Genomic DNA, 23,275 nt, shown 5'->3' on the forward strand with positions numbered 1-23,275 from the left:
CGGCTACGTCGTGGCATCCGGCCGGCGCGACGGCAGTACCGGTCTCGCCCTGTCCGGCGCCGACACCACCGGCGCCTTCCACGCCGCCTGACGCCCGTACCCGTGGAGTGACCGCTCAGCTCGCGGTGCGGCGGATCCGGCCCTCGTACCGCTTCTCCAGCTCCAGGTTGCCCTCGAAGCCGCCGGGCACGTTGGCCGAGACGTACACCGGCGGGCGCTCACCGGCGGCGACCAGCCGGGCGGCGGCCTCGGCGACGGTCATCTGGACGAGCATGACGCCGGTGAGCGTGGACAGGGCGCACACCGCGCCGCCGCCGGGCAGGTCGAGGAGGGCGTCGCCGCGCGGGGCGGCGTTGTCGAGGACGACGTCGGCGATGTCGGCCAGTTTCTTCCCGCTGGGGTGACCGGCGGGGACGGCGCGGGTGTGGGTGAGGGAGGTGATGGCCAGGACGCGGTGGCCGCGTTCCTTGGCGTGCTGGGCCATCTCGACGATCACGTTGTTGACGCCGGAGTTGGAGATGATGACGAAGAGGTCCTGGGGGCGGGGCGCGGCGAGGTCGTAGATCCGCGCCGCCACCCCGGGCTCGCGCTCCAGCAGCGGGTCGTCCAGGGCGCTTGGGGCGGCGGCGCCGTACAGTACGAGGTCGGCGATGCTGAGCCTGTTGGTGGGCACGAAGCCGCCCGCGCGGCCCGCGAGTTCCAGGACGATGGCCTGGGAGTGACCGGTGCCGAAGGCCTGGACGACACCGTCCGAGCGCACGCATTCGGCGATCAGCTCGGCGGCGCGCGCCACGTCGTCGCGGGCGGACTCGGTGACGCGGTGCAGGACGGCCAGGCTCTCGCGCGCGAATCCCTCGGCGCTCACGGACTCTGCGGACACGGGACACTCCCCACTGGTGGATTGAACCACCTCACATACATCAGTCGGTGAATCAATAAATCATAGGGGGCCGGCCGCGAGCAATGCGCGTGCGGTCTACGGGCCGCTGGCGTGGCGAATTTCGGTCCTGGTATTCACATCGGCCGGTAAAGGGTGGCTGGTACCTTCTTGCCATGCCTCCGACCGACGTGACCACCCTGATCCGCACCGAGCTCCCCCGGCTGGCCGGCTCGCTGCGGAAGGTCGGCGAGCTGATCCTGGAGGATCCGGCCGCCGTCACCCACTGTTCGGCCGCCGAGCTGGGCCGCCGCACCGGTACCTCCCAGGCGACGGTGACCCGTTTCTGCCGCGCGATCGGGCTCGACTCCTACCAGCACCTGCTGATCGAGCTGGCCCAGGAGCGGGGCCGCGGCGAGGCCTCCGACTGGGGCAGCGCCGAGATCGGCCCGGACATCTCCCCGGACGACGACCTCGAGCGGGTCGTCCAGGTCGTGGGCAGCGCCGACCTGCGCGCGGTGCAGCAGACCATCGACCGGATCGACCTCGACGCGATCGAGCGGGCGGCCCAGGCCACGGCCCGCGCCCGGCGCATCGACGTCTACGGCGTCGGCGGCAGCGGTGCGGTGGCCCAGGAGACCGAGACCCGGCTGTTCCGGATCGGCTGCGCGGTGCGCGGCTGGACCGAGGTGCACGGCGCGACCACCTCCGCGGCCCTGCTCACCCCGGCGGACGTCGCCATCGGCATCTCGCACTCGGGCGCCACCCGCGAGACCATCGAGCCGTTCGAGCTCGCCGAGGAACGCGGGGCCACGACGGTGGCGATCACCTCCGATCCGCGCTCGGCGCTCGCCAAGGCCGCCGACATCCGGCTCATCTCCACCTCCTCGGAGACCATCTTCCCCGCCCGCACCGGCAGCATCGGCGGCCGGCACTCGGTGCTGGTACTCCTCGACTGCCTGTACGTCCGGGTAGCCCAGATCTCCTACCAGCGCGCGAGTGCCTCACTGGCCCTCACCGACCACATCACCCCGCAGCACGCGGTGAGGTCGCGCCGCGGACGGTAAGCCCCTGGCAGGGATGGTTGAATCACCCGCATAACGAAGACATGGTTGTTTGAATCATCTCAGCGATGCCAGGATGTGGCTCCCCAGCACTCGTAGGAGCCCCATGCGTGTCACCTCTGTCGAGTCGACCGAGCTGTTCACCGGTACCGAGGCACAGCCGCACCAGGTGGTGGTCGCCGAGATCAGCCATGTCCCCGGCCGGACGGTCCGGCTCACCGCCGAGGGTCCGGGCGTGCGCGGCGGGGCCGTCACGGCCACGGGCGAGGACGGCATCGCGCGCGCCGAGATACCGGTGACCACCGACCTGGCCCCCGGCGACCACACACACGTCCGGGTCACCGCCGAGGACACCGGCGACCCGGCACTCACAGCCGAGCACACCGCCGCGTTCACGGCCGCCGAGCCCGGCTGGACCATGTTCATGGTCAGCCACTTCCACTACGACCCCGTCTGGTGGAACACCCAGGCCGCCTACACCGAGACCTGGGACGTCGCCGACGACCCGGCGTCGACCGGACTGCCCGCCCGCACCTTCGACTCGCGCGGCCAGTCCGGGATGAGCCTGGTGCGGGCCCACTGCGATCTGGCGCGGCGCGACCCGGCGTACACCTTCGTGCTCGCCGAGGTCGACTACCTCAAGCCCTACTGGGACGCCTTCCCGGAGGAGCGCGCCTTCCTGCGCCAGCTGATCCGCACCGGCCGCGTGGAGATCATGGGCGGCACCTACAACGAGCCCAACACCAACCTCACCGGCGCCGAGGCGACCGTCCGCAACGCCCTGTACGGCGACGGCTTCCAGCGCGGGATCATCGGCGCGTCCCCGCAGACCGCCTGGCAGCTGGACGCGTTCGGGCACGACCCGCAGTTCCCCGGTCTGATGGCGGACGCGGGCGTCAGCTCCAGCTCGTGGGCGCGCGGGCCGTTCCACCAGTGGGGGCCGACGCTGTCCGTGTTCGGCGAGGAGCCGCGCGACCCCAAGCGGATGCAGTTCCCGGCGGAGTTCTCGTGGATCGCCCCGTCCGGGCGCGGGCTGCTGACCGCGTACATGGTCAACCACTACGGCGCGGGCTGGGCGATCGACAACGCACCGACCCTGCCCGAGGCGGAGGCCGCCGCCCTCAAGTTGTTCAAGGGCCTCAAGCAGGTCGCGCTCACTCGCAACGTGCTGCTCCCGGTCGGGGGTGACTACGCGCCGCCGTGCCGCTGGGTGATGGACATCCACCGGGACTGGAACGCCCGGTACGTCTGGCCGCGCTTCATCAGTGCGATCCCGCGGGACTTCTTCGCGGCCGTGCGGGCGGAGCTGGCGGCCGAGGGCCGCAAGGCCTCGCCGCAGACGCGGGACATGAACCCGGTCTACACCGGCAAGGACGTCTCCTACATCGACACCAAGCAGGCCCAGCGGTACGGCGAGACGCTGCTCGCCGACGCGGAGGCCTGGGCGACGCTCGCCTCGCTCGTCACGGGGCATCCGTATCCGGACGCCGCGCTCGACAAGGCCTGGCGGCAGCTGGTCTACGGCGCGCACCACGACGCCATCACCGGCTCCGAGTCCGACCAGGTGTACATCGATCTGCTCACCGGCTGGCGGGAGTTGTCCGACCTCGCCGAGACCGTGCACGCGGATGCGACCCAGGCCCTCGCCGACCGGGTCACCCCGCTGCCCGGCGACGGCGCGGACCTGGTCGTCCTCAACTCGGCGACCTGGGCGCGCAGGGATGTCCTGACCCTCGACGGCCAGGGTCTGGTCCCCTTCGACGACACGGGCCTGCCCCTGCCCGCCGTGCGTGAGGACGGCGCGCTGCGGGTGATCGTCCCGGACGTGCCCGGCCTGGGACTGAAGACGCTGTCGCTGGCCGAGGGCACCGTGTCCGGGTGGTCACCGCACGAGGGCACGACGATCCGCAACGAGTTCTACGAGGTGACGGTCGACCCGGCGCGCGGCGGCGGCGTCAGCAGCCTGCGGGCGCTTGCCGAGGACGGCCGGGAGCTGCTGCGCGCCGGCGACATCGGCAACGAGCTCGTCGTGCAGGAGGAGTATCCGAGGCACCCGCGCTTCGGCGAAGGCCCCTGGCACCTGACCCCGACCGGCACGACCGCCGCCCGCAGCCGGGATGGCGGCGCGGACGTCGATGTCGAGGTGTCCCCGGCCGGCTCGCGGATCACCGTCCGCGGCGACCTCGGCCTGTTCCGCTACACGCAGCGCCTGACCCTGTGGCAGGGCGTCGACCGCCTGGACGTCTCCACCACGATCGACGGCTACGACGGCGCCGACCGGCTCATCCGCGTGCGCTGGCCGTCCGCCGTGCAGGGCGGGCTGCCGGTGCACGAGGTGGCCGACGCGGTGATCGGGCGTGGGTTCGGGTTCGTGGAGGTGGACAGCGAGCGGTTCCCGTGGACGCTGGACAACCCGGCCAACACGTGGTTCGGGCTGGGGTCCACGGCGCGGGTCGCGGTGCACGACGAGTCCGGCGGCCTGCTCGGCCACCGGTCCGTCGGCGTCGCCGAGCTGGTGTACGCGGACTGGGACGACGCCGGTGAGCTCGGCACCCCGCTCGCGGCGGCCCTGGTCCGCGCCGGAGTCACCGCGACGTCGACGATCGCTGGCGGCCCCCGCTACGGCGACCTCGAGGTCGACTCCAACCTCCCCGACATCCGCATCGCCGTCGGCGGACCCGACCGCAACGACGTCGTCGCCGAGGCGCTCGGCTGGGACCCGGCGGCCGGCCGGGAGCTGAAGCGCCAGCTGGCCGAGCGGGGCGTGGCCGCCGTCTGGGTCGCGCCGCGCGCATCGCTGCGCGAGGAGTGGGTGCCGGGGGCCGACCTCAAGGACCTCGAACGGCTGCCGCTGCTCGTGGTCGCGGGCGCCCGCCCCGAGGACGACGGCGAGGCGGTCGACGCGCTCGTCGCCGACCTGGCCGACTTCACCGTCACGGCCGTCGCGGCGGGCGGCTGCGAGGTCCTGCCGCCGGGCGACGCCTGGGACGGCCGCGGCTTCGCGATCCTCAACCGGGGCACGCCGGGCTGCGTGGTCACCGCCTCCGGCGACCTGTACATGTCCCTGATGCGCTCGTGCACCGGCTGGCCGTCCGGCATCTGGGTCGACCCGCCGCGCCGCACCGCCCCCGACGGTTCGGCCTTCCAGCTCCAGCGCTGGTCCCACACGTTCGAGTACGCCGTCGTCGCGGGCGAGGGCGACTGGCGGGAGCTGCGGCTGCCGCAGGCCGGGCATGCCTTCAACCATCCGCTGACCGCGCGGCGCAGGGGTGCGGCGGCCGGGCCGCTGCTGCCGAGGAGGGCGACCCTGCTGGGCCTGGAGCCCGCCGGTGACGTCCTGCTCGACGCCCTCAAGCCGCTCGGCTCCCCGCTCGCCCGGGGCAGCGTGGCGCCCGCGGATCCCGGGCGCGGCGTCGTCGTACGGATGCACGAGGTGAACGGGCGTCCGGTGCGGGCACGGATCAGCGGTCCGTCCGCATGGGCGGAGGGCGCCCGCGCGGACGTGCTGGAGACGCCCGGCGAGCCGCTGGCAGGGGGCGACGCGCTCGACGTCCCGCTGACCGGCTTCGAGGTGGCCACGGTCCTGGCGACACCCGCCGAGGGCGCGACGGCAACCGGCCTGGCGACGCCTGCCGAAGGGCCACCGACCGCGAGCGGCCTGGCGACGCCTGCCGAGGATCCGGCGGCGACCGGCCCAGGGGTCGCCGCCCCCGAGCCCGCGCAGCCCGTGCCGACCCGCTACTGGCTGCACAACTCCGGCCCCGCCCCGCGCGGCAACCTGCCCGTCACGGTGTACGTCTCACCCACCGCGCTGACCGTCTCCGGCCCCGTCACCGCGACCGTCCGCGTCGCCTCGGAGCTGACCGACGCGCCCGTGTCCGGCAGCGTGACCTTCGTGGTCCCGCCCGGCTGGTGCGCCGAGCCCGCCGAACTGCCGTACGCCGTGGGCCCCGGCGGGTTCACGCTCGCCGAGGTCACGGTGACCCCGCCGCCGGACGCCGCGCCCGGCCGGCACTGGCTCGCCGCGCGGCTGGCGTACGGCGGACAGACGTACGAGGACGTGGTGGCGCTGGACGTGGGCGACGGGCACCCCGGCCCCACGCTCGTGTCGGACTTGGGAGTTGAGCGGGTCACGGTACGCCGAGGCGAGCGGGCCCGGGTCCCGGTGAGCCTGCGCAACACCACCCGGGGGCCGATCAGCGGCACGCTGTGGGCGGTGTCCTCCTACGGCACCTGGCCCGGCGTCGGACCGGGCAGCCAGGGCTTCACCGTCCCCGGCGGGGAACAGCGGGACTGCGTGATCGAGGTGGACGGCGGGGCGGTACCGCCGGGCTCGTACTGGCTGATGGCAAAGCTGGCCTGGCACGGCTGCGTGGCGTACACGGAGGCGGTTGTGCTGGAGGTGACGCCGTGACGCCGTACGCCGCCCTGGTCCACGGCGACCCCGTCCCCAGGAGCCGGGTCGACGCGCTGCTGGCAGCCGTCCCGACCCGCGACAACGGCTCGCCGTCCAACTCCGTCCGGGCAGCGCCCCGTAGGGACGCGGGCCGTATCGATATGCGGCTCCGCCGCGTGGGCGCGACAAGCCACAACGCACCCGCCGCCGACCGACGACACATCGCGGCACTCCCCCAAGTCGCCGCGCTCTCCCCACACGGCTTGGCCAGAGCCGAGCGACAACGGCGGCGGTGGGCGACGCAAGTCGTCGTCGCCGACGAACTCGCCCGCCGCGCCTGCGCGGACCGCGGACTGAAACCACCGGAGGACGCGACACCGCCCCGACTGCTCCCCGTGGCCGAAACCGACGTCGCCGACCTCGGCAGCATCGTCGCGGCCACCCTCGCCCACTCCCCCGCCGCACGGACCCTCCTGACCGCCCTGGAAGCCGCTCAGGAGGTCCCCGAGACGGCCGTACGGGACTACTACGACCGCAACCCGGACCGCTTCCTCACGCCCGAGGCCCTGCGCCGCGGCGTCGATCCCTTCGGCACCCCCGCACCCGCCGACTTCCTGCCGTACGCGCAGGTCCGCGCCGGCATCGCGGGTGAGTTGCGGCGCGCGGCGGGGCGGCGGGCCTTCTTCGACTGGCTGGACCGGGCCCGCGAGGGCGTCGTCTACGCCGCGGGGCACGAGCACCCCGGCGACCCCTCGCACCCGGATCACGAGCACCGGCACTGAGCGCCGGCACTGAGCACCAGGATCACCGGCAGTGATCGCCGTACGGAACCAAACAGCAACACGGCAAACCATTGACCTCCGATGAATTCTGGTCCACCTTTTCATCAATCGAAGTCCAACTTGGTGATTTGAACCAGCCAACGGACTGGTCCCAGGAGGGCAACAATGCGCGTTAGAAGACTCACCGGATCCCTGACCTGTCTGGTCGTGCTGTCGTTGACAGCGGCCGGCTGCGGACTCTCCGGGGGCGGTTCGGACGGCGGCGACGCCACCGCCGGCGGCTGCAAGGTCGACCAGCAGAACGTCGGATCCGGCAAGCTCTCCGGTGACGTCAAGGGCAACATCACCTTCCAGACCACCAACCTGAAGAAAGACTTCGGGACGTTCTTCAACGGCGTCATCAAGTCGTTCGAGAAGGCCCACCCCGGCGCCAAGGTCAAGTGGATCGACGACCCCGGCGACACGGCGACCTTCACCTCGCGGAACGTCGCCGACGCCCAGGCCTGCACGCTGCCCGACGTCATCAACGTCGACTCCAACACCGCGCAGACCCTCACCAAGGCCGGCTACCTGCTCAACCTGGGCGTGAAGGACCCGGACGCCGGCAAGCCCTTCGTCAAGGCGTTCTGGGACTCCAGCTCCATGAAGGACCCCTCGGGCAAGTCGATACACACCGTGTTCCCCTGGTACACCGGCGGCACCGTGCTGACGTACAACACCGAGATGCTGAAGAAGTCCGGGATCGACCCGGCCAAGCCGCCGAAGACCATCTTCGGGCTCTTCGCCGACTACGAGAAGATCGCCAAGACGGCCAAGGGCAAGTACTACGCGACGATGGCCAACCCGGTCTGGCGGATCCCGGCCGACTGGGACCAGATGAACATCAAGATCCTGTCCGCCGACGGCAAGTCCGCCACCTTCGCCAATGATCCGAGGACCGCCCAGTGGGTCGCGTGGATGGCGAAGCTGTACAAGGAGGGCGCGATGCCGAAGGACTCGCTGTCCTCCAGCAACGACCCCTCGACGCCGTACAGCCAGGGCCAGGTCGCCTACGGTTCGACGAACCCGAGCTTCGTGCGCTTCGTGAAGCAGAACAGCCCGTCGGTCTACGCCAAGACCGGCGTGGGCCAGCAGCCCTTCGACGCGCTCGGTCACACCACCGGCGCCCCGCAGTACATCGCGGCCGCCGCGACCAGCAAGAACGCCCCCACGGCGCTCGCGTTCGCGAAGTTCCTGACCAACGCCGAGAACCAGACGGCCTGGTGCAAGGACCCGAACGTCGTGATCTTCCCGACGACCTCGGCCTCGCTGGACGACCCGTTCTTCCAGAACGCGACCGGTAGCGACCCCTTCTCCGAGGCGCGCAAACTCGTCGCCGAGCAGCTCAAGACCGCCACGGCCTACCAGACCAACCTCTCCCCGGCCGTGCAGAACGCCATCGTGTCCCAGGTGCAGCTGGCCATGCAGGGCAAGAAGAGCCCCGAGCAGGCGGTGAAGGACGCCCAGGCCAAGGCGAACGAGCTGCTGAAGCGGAGCAGCTGACCGTGGTGACCCAGACCGCGAAGCCGGTGTCCGTGTCCGGTGCGGGGGCAGCAGCCTCCGCGCCGGGCACGGACCCGTCCCGTATCCGCCGCCTGGTCCGGGCGCTGCGGCCGGGCCCCTCCCCCGGCGCCAACGGCGCCGCGCTGTACCGCCGTTGGTGGCTGCCGTGGCTGTGGACGGCCCCCGCCGTCTTCTGCGCGGTGGTCTTCGGCGTGTTCCCGTTCTTCAACACCCTCCTGCTGTCGTTCACCGACGCCAAGCCGCTCGGCGGCGTCGCGAACTTCGTCGGCCTGTCCAACTACCGGCAGATGCTGGGCGACTCCGACTTCTGGCTGGCGACCCGCAACAGCCTGCTGTACGCGCTGATCGTCGTACCGCTGATGGTGCTGCTGCCGCTGATGCTCGCCGTCCTGGTGGAGAAGAAGCTGCCCGGCATCGGGTTCTTCCGCTCGGCCTTCTACACGCCGGTGCTGGCCTCCAGCGTGGTCGTGGGCCTGAGCTGGCAGTGGCTGCTGGCCGACCAGGGGCTGGTCAACACCTGGCTGCAGAAGGCCCATCTGATCAGGAGCGCCATCCCGTTCCTGTCCGACTCGTGGCTGATCCTGCTGTCCGCGATGGGCCTGACGCTGTGGAAGGGCCTCGGCTGGTACATGGTGTTCTACCTGGCCGCGCTGGGGAACGTGCCAAAGGAGCTGCACGAGGCGGCGGCCATGGACGGCGCCGGTGCGATCCGGCGCTTCTGGCACATCACGATGCCGGGCGTGCGGCAGGCCATGATGCTGGTCGGCACGCTCACCGGCATCGGCTCGCTGCGGGTGTTCACCGAGATCTACATGCTCGGCAGCTCCACCGGCGGCCCCGGCGGCGCGGACCGCACCCTGCCTTTCTACATCCGGGACGTCGGCCTGGACCCGATGAGCGGCAACGCCGGTTACGGCTCGGCCGTCAGCGTGGCGCTGTTCCTGCTGACGCTGGGGCTGACCCTGCTGGCGCAGCGCCTGACGAAGGAGGACGAGTCATGACGACCGCCGCTGTGGCCAAGCGCCGGCGCCTGATGCCGCGCTGGCGCGACTACGGCCGCCCCCGCGAACTGCTCGTCCGCTACCTGCTGTTGCTGCTCGTCCTCTTCCTCACCGTCGGCCCGCTGCTGTGGCAGTTCCTGGCGTCGCTGAAGAGCACCAGCGAGGACGTCTTCGGGGCGAACGCCTCGCTGCTGCCGGAGCACCCGACGCTGCGCGCCTACCGGGCGATCTTCGACCAGGTGCCCGTGGCCACGTACATCATGAACAGCCTGATCGTGGTCGTCCTGTCCATCACCAGCCAGCTGGTGTTCTCCACGACGGCCGGCTACATGCTCTCCAAGCCCGGCTGGAAGGGCCGCAAGGCGGTCTGGGTCGTGCTGATCGCCTCCATGATGTTCCCCTTCGAGTCGATCATGGTGTCGCTGTTCCTGAGCATCCGCGACCTGGGCCTGGTCGACAGCCTGGCGGGCGTGTGGCTGCCCGGGTTCGTCGGCGCCATCAACGTCCTGCTGATGCGCGGGGCGTTCCTGGCGGTGCCGCGCGAGATCGAGGACTCGGCGATGCTCGACGGGGCGGGCGAGTGGCAGCGCTTCAAATACCTGTACCTGCCGTCCGCGTGGGGCGCGATCATGGTGGTGGTCATCAACACCTTCATCAGCGCCTGGGACGACTTCCTCTGGCCGCTCATCGTGCTGCGCTCGGAGGACCACTTCACGCTGACACTGGGTCTGGCCCGCTTGCAGTCCTCGTCGTTCGGCTACGACCAGCGGCTGGTGATGGCCGGTTCGGTGATCTCGGTGGTCCCGGTGCTCGTGCTGTTCGTGATCACCCAGCGGTGGTTCTACAAGGGTGTCTCGTCGGGTGCCGTGAAGTTCTGACCGAGCACGACGGGCGTGGCGCCGAGCGCCTCCCGGGCGGACCCGGCGACCCGGATCTCCACCGTTTCCGGGAGTACGGCCGTCCCCACGTCGGCGCCGACCAGCGCGAGTTGGTCGGCGCCGAGGTGTATCGCGACCGTCCGGCACTCGCCCGGAGCCAGGTCGACGCCCTGGAAGGTGCGCAGTTCGAGGGTGCGCGGCCAGACGGGGGTGCGCAGGGGACGGATGTAGAGCTGGACGACCGTACGGCCGTGCCGCTTCCCCGTGTTGGTGACGTCGACCTCGACCGTGTGGCCGGCGAGGCGAGGCGGGCCGTAGGCGAAGGTGGTGTACGACAGGCCGTGCCCGAAGGAGTAGAGCGGCTCGGCGCTGTCGTCCACATAGGAGCCGTACTCGGTGTCCTTGTGGTTGTAGTGGACGGGGAGCTGGGCCGCCGAGCGGGGGACGGAGACAGGGAGGCGACCGGTGGGGTCTGTCATCCCGAGCAGCACTTCCGCGATCGCCTCGCCGCCCCACGGGCCCGGGTACCAGGCGGTGAGCAGCGCGGCGGCATGCTCCGCCTCGGGGACGGCGTGCGGGCGGCCCTGGATCAGGACGACGGCCGTGGGCGTGCCGGTCGCGGTGACGGCGTCGAGGAGCGCGTGCTGGGCCCGGCCGAGCCGCAGCCCGGCGAGGTCGGTGCCCTCCCCGCAGGTCATGTCGGAGCGGGTGCCGCGGGCCGCCCCGTTGGCGTCGAACTCGCTCTCGGCGGTACGGGCGCTGCTGCCGCCCAGCACCAGGACGGCCAGGTCGCAGTCGGCGGCCAGCGCGATGGCCTCGGGTATGCCCGCGAGGTCGTCGCCGGTGAGGGCGCAGCCGCGGGCGTGGTGTACGTCGGTGCCGGGCGGGGCCAGCCGCCGCAGTGCGGCGAGCACGCTGCTGCCGGTGCCGGGGCGCTGCGGGGCGGTGTAGTCGCCCAACTGGTGGGCGACGGTGGCCGCGTGGGGCCCGACGACCGCGATGCGGCGCGCCCGTACGGGCAGGACGCCGCCGTTGTTGTGGAGGAGGGTGACGGCTTCCCGCGCGAGGGCGGTGCTCAGCTCGCGGCCGGCCGCGGGAGCCGGCAACGGGCCGGTGCTGTACGGCCGTTCGAACAGGCCGAGCCGGAACTTCAGGCGCAGGACGCGGGCGACGGCGGTGTCGAGGTCGGCCTCGGTGACGAGCCCGCGCTCGACGGCCTCCTCCAGGTGTGTGAAGCCCTCGTCCCACAGGCTCAGGTCGATACCCGCCCTGAGCGCGAGGGCACCCGCGGACACCTTGTCGCCGGTGGTGCGGGCCAGCCGGTCCACAGCCAGGCCGTCCGCCATGACCAGCCCCTGGAAGCCCCAGCGTTCGCGGAGCAGGTCGTGCAGCAGGGCGCGGTTGCCGGAGCAGGGCATGCCGTCGACCTCGTTGTACGCGGCCATGACGGCGGCGGCACCAGCCCGCACACCGGCGCGGGCGGCAGGCAGATGGATCTCGTGCAGCTCCCGGAGCCCGAGTTCGGACTCGGCGGAGTTGCGGCCGCCGACGGTGGCGCCCTGTCCGGCGAAGTGCTTGAGGACGACGGGGGCCTTGTCCTGCGGGAAGGGGCCTGGGGACTCCCCCTGCATGCCGCGTACCAACGCCTCGGTGAGCCGGGCGGCCAGGTACGGATCCTCGCCGAAGCACTCCTCGGTCCGGCCCCAGCGGGGGTCGCGGGCGATGTCGAGGGCCGAGACCAGGGCGACGTGGCAGCCGCGGGCGCGCAGTTCGGCGGCGGCGTGCGCGGCGGCACGCTCGTACAGCTCCGGGTTCCAGGTGGCGCCGACGGCCAGGTTGACGGGGAGGACCGTACCGTCGAGCGCCATGTGCCCGTGCGGCACCTCCTCGACGAACAGCGCCGGTATGCCGAGCCGGCTGCGCTCGACGACGTGCCGCTGGACGAGGCCGGCGAGTGCCGCACCGTCCGCAGCCGTGGAGCCAGTGGTGTGGTCGACACCGGACCAGGCGTCGGCACGCAGCAACCCGTAGAGGGCGCCGAGCCCGGCGAAGCGCTCGGTCTCGGCGTACAGGGCGTCGGTGAGCTCGAAGCCGCCGCCGGGGGTGCGGCGGTAGGCGTCCCACCCGTACATCCGCTGGTTGAGCTGGCCGGCCTTCTCGCGCAGGGTCATCCGGGAGAGCAGGTCGCTCACGCGGGCGTCGACGGGGGCGGTGGGGTTGCGGTAGAGGGGGGTGGGCCGGCCGGGGGCGCCCTGGCCCGGGACGTCACTCCCCTGGTCGGTGGTCGTCACGGGTGGCCTCCGTGGGCGAGGCGGGCGAGGGACACGGCGCCGCGGCAGCCGTCCGGGACCCAGTCGAGGGTCAGGCCGAGGGAGTGGAGCCGGGTGGCCAGGGGTGCGGTGAGGGGGCCGTCGGGACCGAGCAGGCCGCCGGTGGCGACGACGCGTTCGCCCGGGCGGGGCTCCAACGCCCGTACGGCGTCGGTGAGGTGATCAGCCGCCTCGTCGAGGATCGCCCCGGCGACGGCGTCCTTCTCCCCGGCCGCCGCGGCCACCAGCGGGGCCAAGCGCGCGAGGCGGGTCGGGGGGCCGGCCATGACGGCGGGGAGGAGATGGCAGCGGTAGGCCTCGCGGTGGGCGCGGGGCCATGTCTCCGGATCCTCGTACGGCACCACCTCCCCCGGCAGCCCCAGTGCCCGTCCCACCGACGCCGCGAGCACCGTCGCCGGTCCCCGGCCGTCGGCCATGCGCAGTGCGGCCCGTACCGCGGCGCGGCCGAGCCAGAAGCCGCTGCCGTCGTCGCCGAGGAGCCAGCCGTCGCCGTCGACGGTGGTCGTGCCGCGGCGGTCGGTGATGCGCATCGCGACCGCGCCCGTGCCGGCGACCAGGGCGAGGCCGTCGGCGGGGGTGCCGGGGGCGGAGGCGAAGGCGGCCTCGATGTCGCTGCCGACGCCGACCGACGCGGGCGTGATGCCGAGGCGGTGCAGGGCCACGGTGAGGGCGGTGTGCGCGTTGCGGCGGCCGGGGTCGTCGGCGTCGGCCCCCGTGGCGCCCGCGAAACCGCCGGTCGCGGCGACGACCCGGCCGCGCAGCGGCTCCGGTACGGCCTGCCCTACGGCCTCGGCGAGATGGTCGGTGAGCTGGGACACCGGGACGGTGAGGGCGTTGCCCGGTCCGGCGGCGCCCTCGCCGAGCGGGGCGCCGTCCCCGGCGGCCGGGGCCAGGACGGCGCGGGTGCGGGTGCCGCCGGCGTCGAGACCGACCACGAGACCGTCCATGAGACCGCCCGCACCTTCCTGGTTCAATTCATTACCCATCGGCGACTATGGTGATTGAAGCATTCACCCAGGACAAGCCCCGGACCCGAGGAGGATCCCATCCGTACGCTCCGCTTCGGCGTCAACTACACGCCCCGCCGCGGCTGGTTCCACTCCTGGCACGACTTCGACCCGGCGCACGCCCGTGAGGACCTGGCGCAGATCGCCGGGCTCGGTCTCGACCACGTCCGGGTCTTCCACCTGTGGCCGCTCCTCCAGCCCAACCGCACCCTGATCCGCACCGCCGCCGTCGATCAGCTCGCGCAGCTGGCCGACCTGGCGGCCGAGGCGGGGCTCGACGTCGTCGTGGACGGCGTGCAGGGCCACCTGTCGAGCTTCGACTTCTACCCGGAGTGGACCCGCAGCTGGCACCACCGCAACGTGTTCACCGACCCCGGCGCCATCGCCGCCCAGGCCGAGCTGATGCGCACCCTGGGCCGCGCCCTCGCCGGCCGCCCCAACCTGTTCGGCCTCCAGCTCGGCAACGAGCTCAACAACCTGGTCGAGCACAACCCGGTGACCGCCGACGAGGTGGACCACTACCTCGACACCCTGCTGTCCGCCGCCCGCGACGGGCTGGGCAGCGGCGGCGGCCTGGTCACGCACTCCGCGTACGACGCCGCCTGGTACGGCGACGACCACCCCTTCACGCCGGAGGCCTCGGCCCGCAAGGGCGATGTGACCACCGTCCACCCGTGGGTGTTCTCCGGCGACTGCGCCCGCCGCTACGGCCCTCGCTCACCGCAGGTGCGGCACCTCGCCGAGTACGGCACCGAGCTGGCCACGGCCTACGCCGAGGACCCGGCCCGGCCGGTCTGGGTGCAGGAGACGGGCGCACCGGAGCCGCACATCCCGGCCGCCGACGCGCCGGACTTCGCGCGGGCGACCGTACGGAACGCGGCCGAGTGCACGGCGCTGTGGGGCGTGACCTGGTGGTCCTCCCACGACGTGGACCGGCGGCTCGCCGACTACCCGGAGCTGGAGTACACCCTGGGCCTGTTCGACTCGGCGGGCCGCGCCAAGCCGATCGCCGAGGCGCTCGCCGAGACCGTCGCCGCCCTGCGCGCCGGCCCGCCCCTCGCCCACCCCCGCGACACCGCCCTGCTCCTGGACTGCACGCCGGGCACCCGGTCCGTGTCCGGTCCGGGCGGCGCGTACTTCGAGGCGTGGATGCGGCTGCGCGCACAGGGCGTACGACCGGCGGTGATCCTGGCGGAGCGGGCGGACGACGCGGAGTACCTGGCGGCGCGGGGCATCAAGGAGGTCGTACACGTGCGGTGATCGGTACGGGTGCCGTGACCCCCTGAACGCGTCTCAGTGCGCCGGGGCGCCCGCCAGCGCCTCGGCGACCGCCCGCAGGTTCGCCCGGCCGCGCCCGTACGCGCACAGGGCGCCGTCCTCCGGCAGTCCCGTGTCCACGCGGACCGCGTCCGGGCGGCGGGCCAGCAGGGCGTCGCGGAGCCGGGCCTGCCAGGGGTGCAGCCCGGCGTCGCACGTGGCGACGACCAGCGGCGCGGTCCCGGCCGCGGCGAGGATCCCGTCCACGAGGGCGGCCGGGTCGGACGGGTCGCCGGTGACCGCGGTCCCGGTGGCCTTCGGGTCGACCGCGCGCAGCTCCGTGAGCAGGTCCTCGCCGCCCCAGTTGAGCGCGGGGTGCGGCGGCGGGAAGAGGTCGACGACGTGCGCGCCGGGCACGGGCGCGGGCAGGTCACGCCGGCGTACAGCCTGGCGCGCCGCCTCGAGCCCGGCTCCGGTGTCCCAGTCGGCGACCGTGTCCGCGGGGGTCGCGTACCGCTCGGCGAGCCGCCGCACCCGCCGCGCCGCCTCCTCGACCCGCTCCGCCGGCAGGTGCCCGGTGCCCAGCGCGCCGAGCACGGCGTCCCGGCAGGCGAGCGTGACGTCCAGATCGGGCACGGCGACGATCACCTGGTCCGCGCCGGCCGCGAGGGCGATCCGCGCCCCGGCCGCCTCGCCGTAGCGGTCGGCGATCGCCTTCATCTCCAGCGCGTCGCTGACCAGGACGCCGTCGAAGCCCAGCTCGTGGCGGAGCAGATCACCCAGGATGCGGCGGCTCAGGGTGGCGGGGCGGTTGGCGTCCAGCGCGGGGAAGACGACGTGGGCGCTCATCAGCATCGGCACGCCCGCGGCCATGGCCGCCCGGAACGGTTCGAGGTCGGCGTGGAGCGTGTCGTACGGCCGCGGGTCGACGGCGATGCCGTGGTGGCTGTCGGTGTCGGTGCCGCCGTGGCCGGGGAAGTGCTTGGCGCAGGAGGCGATGCCGCGGGCCTCGGTCGCGGTGATCCAGGCGCGCAGGTGGCGGGCGGCGAGTCCGGGGTCGGCGCCGAAGGAGCGGGTGCGCACGATCGGGTTGCGCGGGTCGTGCTGGAGGTCGGCGACGGGGGCGTAGGAGGCGGTGATGCCGAGCGCGGCCAGGTGGCCGGCCAGCGCGTCGGCGCAGCGGGCGGTCAGGCCTGGGTCGTCGGCGACGCCGAGGGCGTAGGAGCCGGGGACGTCCGGGGCGCCGGCGGCAACCAGGTGGCCGATGCCGCCGCCCTCGTTGTCGATGGCCACGAGCAGGTCGGGGCGCAGGGACCGCAGGGCGTCGGTGAGCCGGCGGACCTGGTCGGCGGCGCGGACGTTGCGGGTGAACAGGATGACCCCGCCGAGACCGCGGTCGACGAGCCGCTTCAGCTCGTCGGGGACGGTCGTGGTGCCGTCGAACCCGGCGACAAGCGTTCGGTGCGCGGCCTCGTCCAGGCCGGGGGGAAGGTGGTTCACCCCTGGAATCCTCTGGCTCACTCAGCCGAAAGTCAACCAGTTGACTGGATTGATGATTCCAACTTCGAGGTCTGAAGGCCGCCCGGGCGGTTGGACGGCCGACGGCCGCACCGGTGGGTGGGGGGTGCCCGGCCCGGACATGCGTGACGCCCCGGGAGTCATGGGGACTCCAGGGGCGCCGGACCGCGGTGGCCGCTTCCTTGAACCGCGGCGATGCCCGGTTCGGTAGCGGGCACAACAACCAGAGTGGGGGATGCGGGCGGGCGGTGACGAGGGTTTCCGGGACCGCGTCAGGCTCCCGTAAGAACTCTCCGGCTCGAAGGCCCTCTCGAAGGCCCTGGTGGGCGTGCGAAATTCGGCGGGGCGCGAGGCAACGCGCCGCACGCCGCTGTCGTCCACGAGAATGCGAACGACAAAGCGAGGGGGAAGTGGGGGCCGTGACCGCTCAGGATCCGGGCAGCGACAGAACACCGGACGGAGGCGACAGCGACGGCATGGGGGCCGTGCCGTCCGAACCGTCCGAACCGTCCGAACCGTCCATGCTGTTCATGCCGTCCATGCCGGACGAGGTCTGGCAGAGGTTTCTGCGGGACAGCGAGGCCGCCATCCGTACGTCCGCGCCCAGGGAACCGTCCGCCGAGGAGCGGACGGCACGGCAGCACCGTCAGGCGGCGCCGGACGACCGGGCGACGGACGACCGGCGGGGCGACGGAACGCTGGACGCGGTCGGCGAGCTCTGGCAGCCCGAGGAGCGGTGGAGCGGCCCGGCCTGGCGGAAGATGGACGGCACTGCACGGCGCCGCCGCGTCGCCCGCGTCCTCGGTACGGCCGCCGTGATCGTCGTGATCCTGGGCGCCCTGTCCGCACTGCCCGACGGCTCGGGCACGCCGTACGATGGCCCCGGCGAGGCCACGACCCAGCAGTCGGAGCAGGCCCCCGGCGAGCTCCCCACCGCGGCCCTGCCGTCCGCCCCCGCCGACCGCCCGTCACCGAGCGTCCGCGCGGGGTGAGGCGCGCCACCGCACGGGTCCGGTCCTGGCCCGGCGACGCGGGAGCCGTACACCGCCCGCGGCGACGACGGCGAAGGCCGCCACGCCGGCCGCGGCGGTTCGCCCAGATCCTCGCGCACGGCCCCGCCACCTGCATCACCGGCGGCCGGCGCCCCGTCCCCGTACGGCCGGGCCGGCTGAACGCCGCTCAGGCGCGGGCGAGCTCGGCGGCGCCGAAGGAGACGTCGAAGCGGTCGCACCAGATGCTGACGCTGGTGTAGCCGGCCGGGTCGACGTCGGTGGGCAGCGCGTAGTTCTGGCTGCCCTTGTTGCCCTTGAGCTTGCCGAGGCTGACGTACTTGCCGTCGTCGAAGACGTGCCAGCCGGCCCGGCCCTCCATCACCGGCGCGTCGGTCAGCCAGACGCGGAGGTCGGGGCCGTTGCTGGTGTCGAGGTTCTCCAGCCGGACGACGTGCGTGCCGTCCTCCAGCCGGACGAGCTTGACCGTGCCGGATGTCGCGTGCTCGTGGCTGATCAGCTCACCGCCGGACAGCGTCACCGGGCCGGCCGGAGCAGCGGGGGCCTCGGGGGACGCCTGTGCGGCGGGATCCTCTCGGGACGCCCCTGCCTCGGCGGGCGCCCCGTTCTCGGCGGGTGCACCGTCCCCGGATGGCGTCCGCTGTGCCGCACCGGCGGGCGCCTCGGCGGCGATCCCGGGCAGGGCCTCCTCCACGGTCTCGTCCTGCCAGAGCTTCCACGGCTGGAACCAGTACAGCCCTGCGCCGACCCCGGCCAGGGCCAGCACCAGTGCCCCGGCCACCATCGGCCCGCCCCACGTCCTGTGCACGCGCCTGCGCCCCATCGCTCCTCGTTTCCTCAGACTTTTCGCGGTTACCCATTCAACGGAACGGAGGGCCGTCGCGGCGGCCGGAAACGATGACGGAACTCTTACGGCACCGCACGCGACAGCGGGAACGCCCCCGCACCGTCGGCTGTGGAACATCGGGGCCGCCCCGGTCGTTGTCCCGGTGAACCGGCCGCCGTCCCCACACGTGCGCGCCCCGGCCATCGACTCCGAGTGTCATGCCCCGATCCCGCACCCTCACCGCCGCCGGGCTCGCAGGCCGTGATCCGGCCCCGGAATCTCAGCCCGCCCCCGTCCGGCCCCGGCGTCTCCACATCCTGTCCCGCCCCCGGCGTCTCAGCGAATGTTCCACTCCCGGCCGGTGTCGATGCGCCGCCACTCCGCGGCCCACTGGGCGAGGCGGCGGCGTTCCAGCCCCCAGCGCGCCACGCGTACGGTGCCCAGGGCCGCGGCGCTCGCGCCCGCGCCCGCCAGGACGGCTCCGGAGACCGCGTGCAGCACGGTCTCGCCGGGGGTCAGGGGCTCGGCGGCGATCTGCCCTCTGCCGTCCGTCCAGACGGTGACGGTGCTGCCGGCCGGTGTCCTGGCGGGCACCCTGGCGTCGTCGGTGTGCTGCGCGCCGTCCGGCGCGGCCCACCGCACCGCGGCCCACACCCGGTCGTCGGCCGCCGCGCGTGCGGGCTGGTCCTCCGCGTCCTCGACGAGTACGGCGGCGACCTGGTGCCGCTCCGCCCGCTGCTGCTCTGCGGCACGCTCGACCGCACCCGCCGCGACCAGCCCCGTCAGCAGGCCGGCCAGCACGGCAACCGCCCATCCCACGAGCATGATCCAGGCTTCGATGACGTCGCTGCGCCGCCTGAGCGGGTTGCGCCGCCACCGCCACAGCCGCACGCTCTGACACCGTGACGCAGCCATCGGCCGACACCCCCTAAAGAGCACCGACAGCACACTTCCAGTGTGCGCCCGATGACCGGGCCGTGTCCTGACGTGACAGCGTGCGGTCCCGTCACAGGTGGAGTGTGGCGGACATCACATAAGCAATTGTGCAAAATTCAAGGCTCTTCAATGACGGTTTCGCGTTGGGCGTCCGTAATTCCTGGCGTACGGACCGCTCGTGTCAGGAGGCCCCATGCCCGTCGTCTCGCGCAAGTCGGTGGGAAGCGTCGTCACCTTCGGTGCGCTCACGCTCACCGTCACCGCGCTCGCCTTCCCCGCCATGCTCGGGATCGAGAAGACCAGCGGCGGACAGGACCGCATCATCGCCAATCCCCCCTCCGGCGCGGTCACCGAAGCCGACCGCGACTTCGTCGTCAAGGTCCGCGCCGCCGGCCTGTGGGAGTACCCGCTCGGCGAGATGGTCATGGCCCGCGGCACCACCCCCAAGATGAAGGAGGCCGGCGAACACCTCGTCGTCGGCCACGCCGGCCTCGACGCCCTGTGCCGCAAGATCGCCCCCCAGCTGAACATCACCCTGCCCAACCAGGCCTCCCCGCAGCAGCAGCAGTTCGTCGCCACCGTCGACGCCAAGTCCGGCAAGGCGTTCGACTCCACCGCCGTGAACATCATGCGGGTGACGCACGGGCAGATCTTCCCGACCATCGCCAAGATCCGCGCCTCCACCAGGAACACCCTGGTCCGCCAGCTCGCCGACCTCGCCAACGACACCGTCCTGGACCACATCACCGTCCTGGAGAACACCGGCATGGTCAATCACGAGCAGGTCAACAACGAACAGACCCTCCCCCCGAAGCTCCCCAGGGAACAGCTCACCCCGCCCCCGCCCCAGCCCGGCACCCCCGTCACCGTCCTCAAGCCCCGCCCCGACCTCGACGTCGTCACCAGCTCCCCGAGCCCGGCCCCGTCACCCAACGCCGGCTGATCAGAGGGACGCGGGCCACTCGGTCCGCTCGCGCACGATGGCCCGGGTCAGGCGCCCGCCGGGGGCCAGGAGTGTCACCACCCGGTGCCTCTGCACCTCGCGTACTTCCAGGTGGAGACCAGGAACGGCCGGGCGCCGCGCGCGGGCGACGGCAGCTGGGAGGATGGCCAACTTCCGTGTGGTGCGAGGCGTTTGACCGGCCTACTCCCGGCCGACGCGGACGACCGCCACCGTGATGTTGTCGGGGCCGCCCGCCTCGATGGCGGCCTTCCACAGTTCGAAGGCGGCCCGGCCGTCGTCGTGTTCGCGCAGCACCTTGTCGAGGACGTCCGTGGGGAGCGGGTCCGTGAGGCCGTCGGTGCAGATGAGGTAGCGGTCTCCGGAGGACAGGGACTCGGTGGTCACGTGCGGGCGGACCTCGCGGTGGGTGGGTGAGCCGCCCAGGCACTGGGTGACGACGGACGTGGCGCGCCGGCCGGGCTCCAGTGGCAGGCTGTCGTCAGTGCTGACCTGGCTGAGTCCGTCGGGGGACGCCCGGTAGACCCGGCTGTCGCCGACGTTGAACACCATGAGATTCTCGGGCTGGACGACGACGCCCGCGACGGTCGTGCCCATGGCGGCGAGTTCGCCGCCCTCGTCGCCGCCGGCCGCGTCGTACACGGCGCGGTTGCAGGCGTGCAGGGCGCCGCGGACGGCCTCCTCGCCGCTCAGGGCGGGGCCGATGGCAGCGATCCGGCGGGCGACCAGGGCGCTGGCCACCTCGCCGCCGGGATGCCCGCCGAGTCCGTCGGCGACGGCGACGACGAGGGGTGTGCCGAGCGGGAAGGCCAGGGTCTGCGGGTTCTCGGTGACGGTGGCGCACAGGGTCCACGGTCCGGCGACGAGGCTGTCCTCGTTGCGTTCGCGGAGCAGGCCGGGGTGGCTCAGCGCGCTGACGGCGACGTACGGCACGCGCCCCACCGCCTTCCCTCACCGGGACGGGGCTTCCCCTGCCAGTCTAGGTGCGGTCGAAGGAGCGGGCCGGGGCGTGGGAGACCCCGGCGCGGGCCATGCGAGCGCGGTGGCCGGCCGATGCCGGTGCAGCCGCCGGTGACGACCGTACCGGTGAGATTCACGCTCACCCGCCCTCCTCGGCGAGGTCGGCCGTCCGGGACCTGCGTCATCGCCGTCGGGACTCGTCTTAGGCCACCTCGGGCAGGTGAGCGGCGGATCAGCGCGGCGGCCCTGACCCACACCGCGGACACCGCGACCTCCACGGCCACGGCCGCACGGTCGCCGAAACGGCCCGCCGCGTTTCGCTGACGCCACCCGAAGGCATCCGGCACAGGACCGGAGGCCCGGCACGCGCCGGCCAGGACCCGAAGATCCGCCGAGCACCCCGCCCGGGGCACCCGGAGACCCACGGCCGCTCACCCGCACACCAGGCACCCCGCAAGCACCCACCCACGCGCGCCGGAGCCGGCGGTCGCCCGTCCCGGCGGAGGTCGCGTCCCGCGACGTGGCGCCGGCGTGCGGAACTCGCGACTCCCCAGGTCACACCCGCGGAAAGCCCGACACCGCGGCGATGAGCGCACGCCACCGCCGGGAACAGCGCGGGACGCCAAGACGCCACCCCAGCGGAGATACCCGCAGCCGCTGTCGGAGCCTGACCACGCCCCGGTGCCCCCGTGGCTGACCGCCCGGCGACCTGCCGGTCTTCGCCCGCGTTGCTCAGCCGCTGGTCCCGATTCGGCTCACGGACACCGTCCCGTCATGCCGGGAGGGGATGTTTCCGCCGTCCCTCTCCCCCGCTCGCCCTGTGTCCGGCCGCCGCCCCCACCGCGTGGTCGTGACGCGGAAAGTCGACGTGTGCCGTGGCTCTGGTTCCGCTCGCCGACCTCCCCGGCCGGCTGTCCGCTCCCGTCCGCTCCCCCGCCGCCGCCCGGACCGCGCGCCGGGCGCTGGCCCTGCTCCCGCTGCTGCTGATCGGTGCCTGGGCGGTGTACGACTGGCCCACCGTGCGCGCCGGCGCCGCCCGGCTGGCCGCCGCCGATCCCGGGTGGCTGCTCGCGGGGCTGTGCTTCACCGGCCTCGGCTGGGTGGCCGCGGCTTGCGTACGGCAGGGCGCGATTCCGGAGCGGCTGCCGCCGGGGCCGCTGCTCGCCTCCCAGTTCGCCGCGGGCGCCGCCAACCACGTCCTGCCCGCGAGCATCGGAGCCCACGCGGTCACCCTGCGCTTCCTGCAGCGCCACGGGGTCTCCCTCACCCGGGCCACGTCCTCGCTCGCCCTGTACTCCCTGGTCAAACCGCTCGCGAAGACGCTCGTCCTGCTCGTCTTCCTCGTGGCGTTCCCGGACCTGCTGCGGCTCGGCGAACTCGTCCCGGACGGGCGGACGGTGGCCATGGCCGCCGGGTGCGCGGCGGCCGGTATCGCCGCGGCCGGCCTGCTCCTGGCCGCCGTACGCCCGCTGCGCCGCCCGGTCCTGGACTTTCTGCGCACCGCCCTGGCCGACGCGCGGCTGCTGCACACCCGGCCCAGCCGGGTCCTCGCCCTGTGGGGCGGGGCGGCGGCCACCCCGCTGCTGCAGGCGAGCGTGATCGCCTCGGTGGGTTTCTCGCTCGGCCTGCCACTGTCCTGGACGCAGGTCGTCCTCGCGCTCCTGGTCGCCAGCACGGCGGCCGGCGCCGTGCCCGCGCCGGGCGGTATCGGGCCCGTGGACGCGGCGCTGGTGTTCACCATGGCCGCGTTCGGTGCCCCCGTGGACCTGGCCACGACCACCGTCGTCGGCTTCCGCGTCCTGACGGTCTGGGTCCCCCTGCTGCCGGGCGCGCTCATGCTCTCCCTGCTGGTCCAGCGCAATGTTCTGTGAGCCGGCCCAGTGCCACCACCGCTACCGGGGCGGCTGGT

18 protein-coding genes are annotated in these 23,275 nt (G+C 73.2%); 10 read left to right on the plus strand and 8 right to left on the minus strand.

All coding sequences use genetic code 11. The annotated features are described in order from the left end of the window. Positions 1-115 precede the first annotated feature (115 nt). Positions 116-880, minus strand: a complete 765-nt coding sequence (locus H8R17_RS15435) for a sugar isomerase domain-containing protein (RefSeq protein WP_187823756.1) — start codon at positions 878-880, stop codon at positions 116-118. A 173-nt stretch (positions 881-1,053) separates the two neighbouring features. Between H8R17_RS15435 and H8R17_RS15440 the strand changes: the two genes are divergently transcribed. The 6 genes from H8R17_RS15440 (at position 1,054) to H8R17_RS15465 (ending at position 10,561) form a co-directional block, all read left to right on the plus strand. Then, positions 1,054-1,944, plus strand: a complete 891-nt coding sequence (locus H8R17_RS15440; RefSeq protein WP_187823757.1) for a MurR/RpiR family transcriptional regulator — start codon at positions 1,054-1,056, stop codon at positions 1,942-1,944. Between the two features lie 103 nt (positions 1,945-2,047). Next, entirely contained in the window at positions 2,048-6,355 is a 4,308-nt protein-coding gene (locus tag H8R17_RS15445; protein ID WP_187823758.1) for an NEW3 domain-containing protein, read from the plus strand. Further along, a complete protein-coding gene (locus tag H8R17_RS15450; RefSeq protein ID WP_187823759.1) occupies positions 6,352-7,119 on the plus strand; it encodes a peptidyl-prolyl cis-trans isomerase in 768 nt (255 codons plus the stop codon). Before H8R17_RS15445 ends, H8R17_RS15450 begins: the two co-directional genes overlap by 4 nt. A 165-nt stretch (positions 7,120-7,284) precedes the next feature. Continuing rightward, complete coding sequence (locus tag H8R17_RS15455; RefSeq protein ID WP_187823760.1) at positions 7,285-8,661, plus strand: extracellular solute-binding protein; 1,377 nt, start codon at positions 7,285-7,287, stop codon at positions 8,659-8,661. Between the two features lie 26 nt (positions 8,662-8,687). After that, the gene (locus H8R17_RS15460; RefSeq protein WP_316959415.1) at positions 8,688-9,683 is read left to right on the plus strand and encodes a sugar ABC transporter permease; all 996 of its coding nucleotides are present in this window, start codon (positions 8,688-8,690) and stop codon (positions 9,681-9,683) included. Next, positions 9,680-10,561, plus strand: coding sequence for a carbohydrate ABC transporter permease (locus H8R17_RS15465; protein WP_187823761.1), 882 nt, complete (start codon positions 9,680-9,682; stop codon positions 10,559-10,561). The genes H8R17_RS15460 and H8R17_RS15465 overlap by 4 nt, the downstream gene beginning before the upstream one ends. Here H8R17_RS15465 and H8R17_RS15470 read toward each other — a convergent pair. Beyond that, positions 10,525-12,732 carry a glycoside hydrolase family 3 N-terminal domain-containing protein gene (locus H8R17_RS15470; RefSeq protein WP_187823815.1) on the minus strand — a complete coding sequence of 736 codons (2,208 nt, stop codon included), beginning with the start codon at positions 12,730-12,732 and terminating at the stop codon, positions 10,525-10,527. The two genes, H8R17_RS15465 and H8R17_RS15470, sit on opposite strands and share 37 nt — an antisense overlap. Before the next feature lie 116 nt (positions 12,733-12,848). After that, entirely contained in the window at positions 12,849-13,838 is a 990-nt protein-coding gene (locus tag H8R17_RS15475) for an N-acetylglucosamine kinase (RefSeq protein ID WP_187823762.1), read from the minus strand. A 54-nt stretch (positions 13,839-13,892) separates the two neighbouring features. Between H8R17_RS15475 and H8R17_RS15480 the strand changes: the two genes are divergently transcribed. Next, positions 13,893-15,158, plus strand: a complete 1,266-nt coding sequence (locus tag H8R17_RS15480) for a glycosyl hydrolase (protein ID WP_187823763.1) — start codon at positions 13,893-13,895, stop codon at positions 15,156-15,158. A 33-nt stretch (positions 15,159-15,191) separates the two neighbouring features. Here H8R17_RS15480 and H8R17_RS15485 read toward each other — a convergent pair whose 3' ends face one another. Continuing rightward, complete coding sequence (locus tag H8R17_RS15485; protein ID WP_316959409.1) at positions 15,192-16,655, minus strand: glycoside hydrolase family 3 N-terminal domain-containing protein; 1,464 nt, start codon at positions 16,653-16,655, stop codon at positions 15,192-15,194. 437 nt (positions 16,656-17,092) lie between these two features. On the opposite strand from H8R17_RS15485, the gene H8R17_RS15490 reads away from it, so the two are divergent. Further along, positions 17,093-17,665 (plus strand): hypothetical protein, encoded by a 573-nt coding sequence (locus tag H8R17_RS15490; protein WP_316959410.1) that lies wholly within the window; start codon positions 17,093-17,095, stop codon positions 17,663-17,665. A 187-nt stretch (positions 17,666-17,852) separates the two neighbouring features. On the opposite strand, the gene H8R17_RS15495 is transcribed toward H8R17_RS15490, so the two are convergent. Next, positions 17,853-18,506, minus strand: coding sequence for a DM13 domain-containing protein (locus tag H8R17_RS15495; RefSeq protein ID WP_187823765.1), 654 nt, complete (start codon positions 18,504-18,506; stop codon positions 17,853-17,855). Positions 18,507-18,845: 339 nt separating this feature from the next. Then, a complete protein-coding gene (locus H8R17_RS15500) occupies positions 18,846-19,400 on the minus strand; it encodes a hypothetical protein (protein WP_316959411.1) in 555 nt (184 codons plus the stop codon). 238 nt (positions 19,401-19,638) lie between these two features. On the opposite strand from H8R17_RS15500, the gene H8R17_RS15505 reads away from it, so the two are divergent. Beyond that, the gene (locus tag H8R17_RS15505; protein ID WP_187823767.1) at positions 19,639-20,388 is read left to right on the plus strand and encodes a DUF4142 domain-containing protein; all 750 of its coding nucleotides are present in this window, start codon (positions 19,639-19,641) and stop codon (positions 20,386-20,388) included. On the opposite strand, the gene H8R17_RS15510 is transcribed toward H8R17_RS15505, so the two are convergent. Both H8R17_RS15510 and H8R17_RS15515 read right to left on the minus strand, forming a co-directional pair. Next, positions 20,389-20,559, minus strand: coding sequence for a hypothetical protein (locus H8R17_RS15510; RefSeq protein WP_187823768.1), 171 nt, complete (start codon positions 20,557-20,559; stop codon positions 20,389-20,391). A 30-nt stretch (positions 20,560-20,589) separates the two neighbouring features. After that, positions 20,590-21,339 (minus strand): PP2C family serine/threonine-protein phosphatase, encoded by a 750-nt coding sequence (locus H8R17_RS15515; protein ID WP_187823769.1) that lies wholly within the window; start codon positions 21,337-21,339, stop codon positions 20,590-20,592. Positions 21,340-22,241: 902 nt separating this feature from the next. Here H8R17_RS15515 and H8R17_RS15520 point away from each other — a divergent pair. Then, a complete protein-coding gene (locus H8R17_RS15520; protein ID WP_187823770.1) occupies positions 22,242-23,237 on the plus strand; it encodes a YbhN family protein in 996 nt (331 codons plus the stop codon). Positions 23,238-23,275: the final 38 nt, after the last annotated feature.

Source organism: Streptomyces sp. TRM68367 (assembly GCF_014495685.1).
In the GTDB taxonomy this organism is placed as follows: domain Bacteria; phylum Actinomycetota; class Actinomycetes; order Streptomycetales; family Streptomycetaceae; genus Streptomyces.

Bases quoted from the DNA above. Each gene is read 5' to 3' on its own strand.
- H8R17_RS15440 (WP_187823757.1), top strand. From the start codon at position 1,054: ATGCCTCCGACCGACGTGACCACCCTGATCCGCACCGAGCTCCCCCGG.
- H8R17_RS15475 (WP_187823762.1), bottom strand. From the start codon at position 13,838: ATGGACGGTCTCGTGGTCGGTCTCGACGCCGGCGGCACCCGCACCCGC.
- H8R17_RS15470 (WP_187823815.1), bottom strand. From the start codon at position 12,732: ATGACCCTGCGCGAGAAGGCCGGCCAGCTCAACCAGCGGATGTACGGG.
- H8R17_RS15495 (WP_187823765.1), bottom strand. From the start codon at position 18,506: ATGGGGCGCAGGCGCGTGCACAGGACGTGGGGCGGGCCGATGGTGGCC.
- H8R17_RS15465 (WP_187823761.1), top strand. From the start codon at position 9,680: ATGACGACCGCCGCTGTGGCCAAGCGCCGGCGCCTGATGCCGCGCTGG.
- H8R17_RS15505 (WP_187823767.1), top strand. From the start codon at position 19,639: ATGCCCGTCGTCTCGCGCAAGTCGGTGGGAAGCGTCGTCACCTTCGGT.
- H8R17_RS15445 (WP_187823758.1), top strand. From the start codon at position 2,048: ATGCGTGTCACCTCTGTCGAGTCGACCGAGCTGTTCACCGGTACCGAG.
- H8R17_RS15455 (WP_187823760.1), top strand. From the start codon at position 7,285: ATGCGCGTTAGAAGACTCACCGGATCCCTGACCTGTCTGGTCGTGCTG.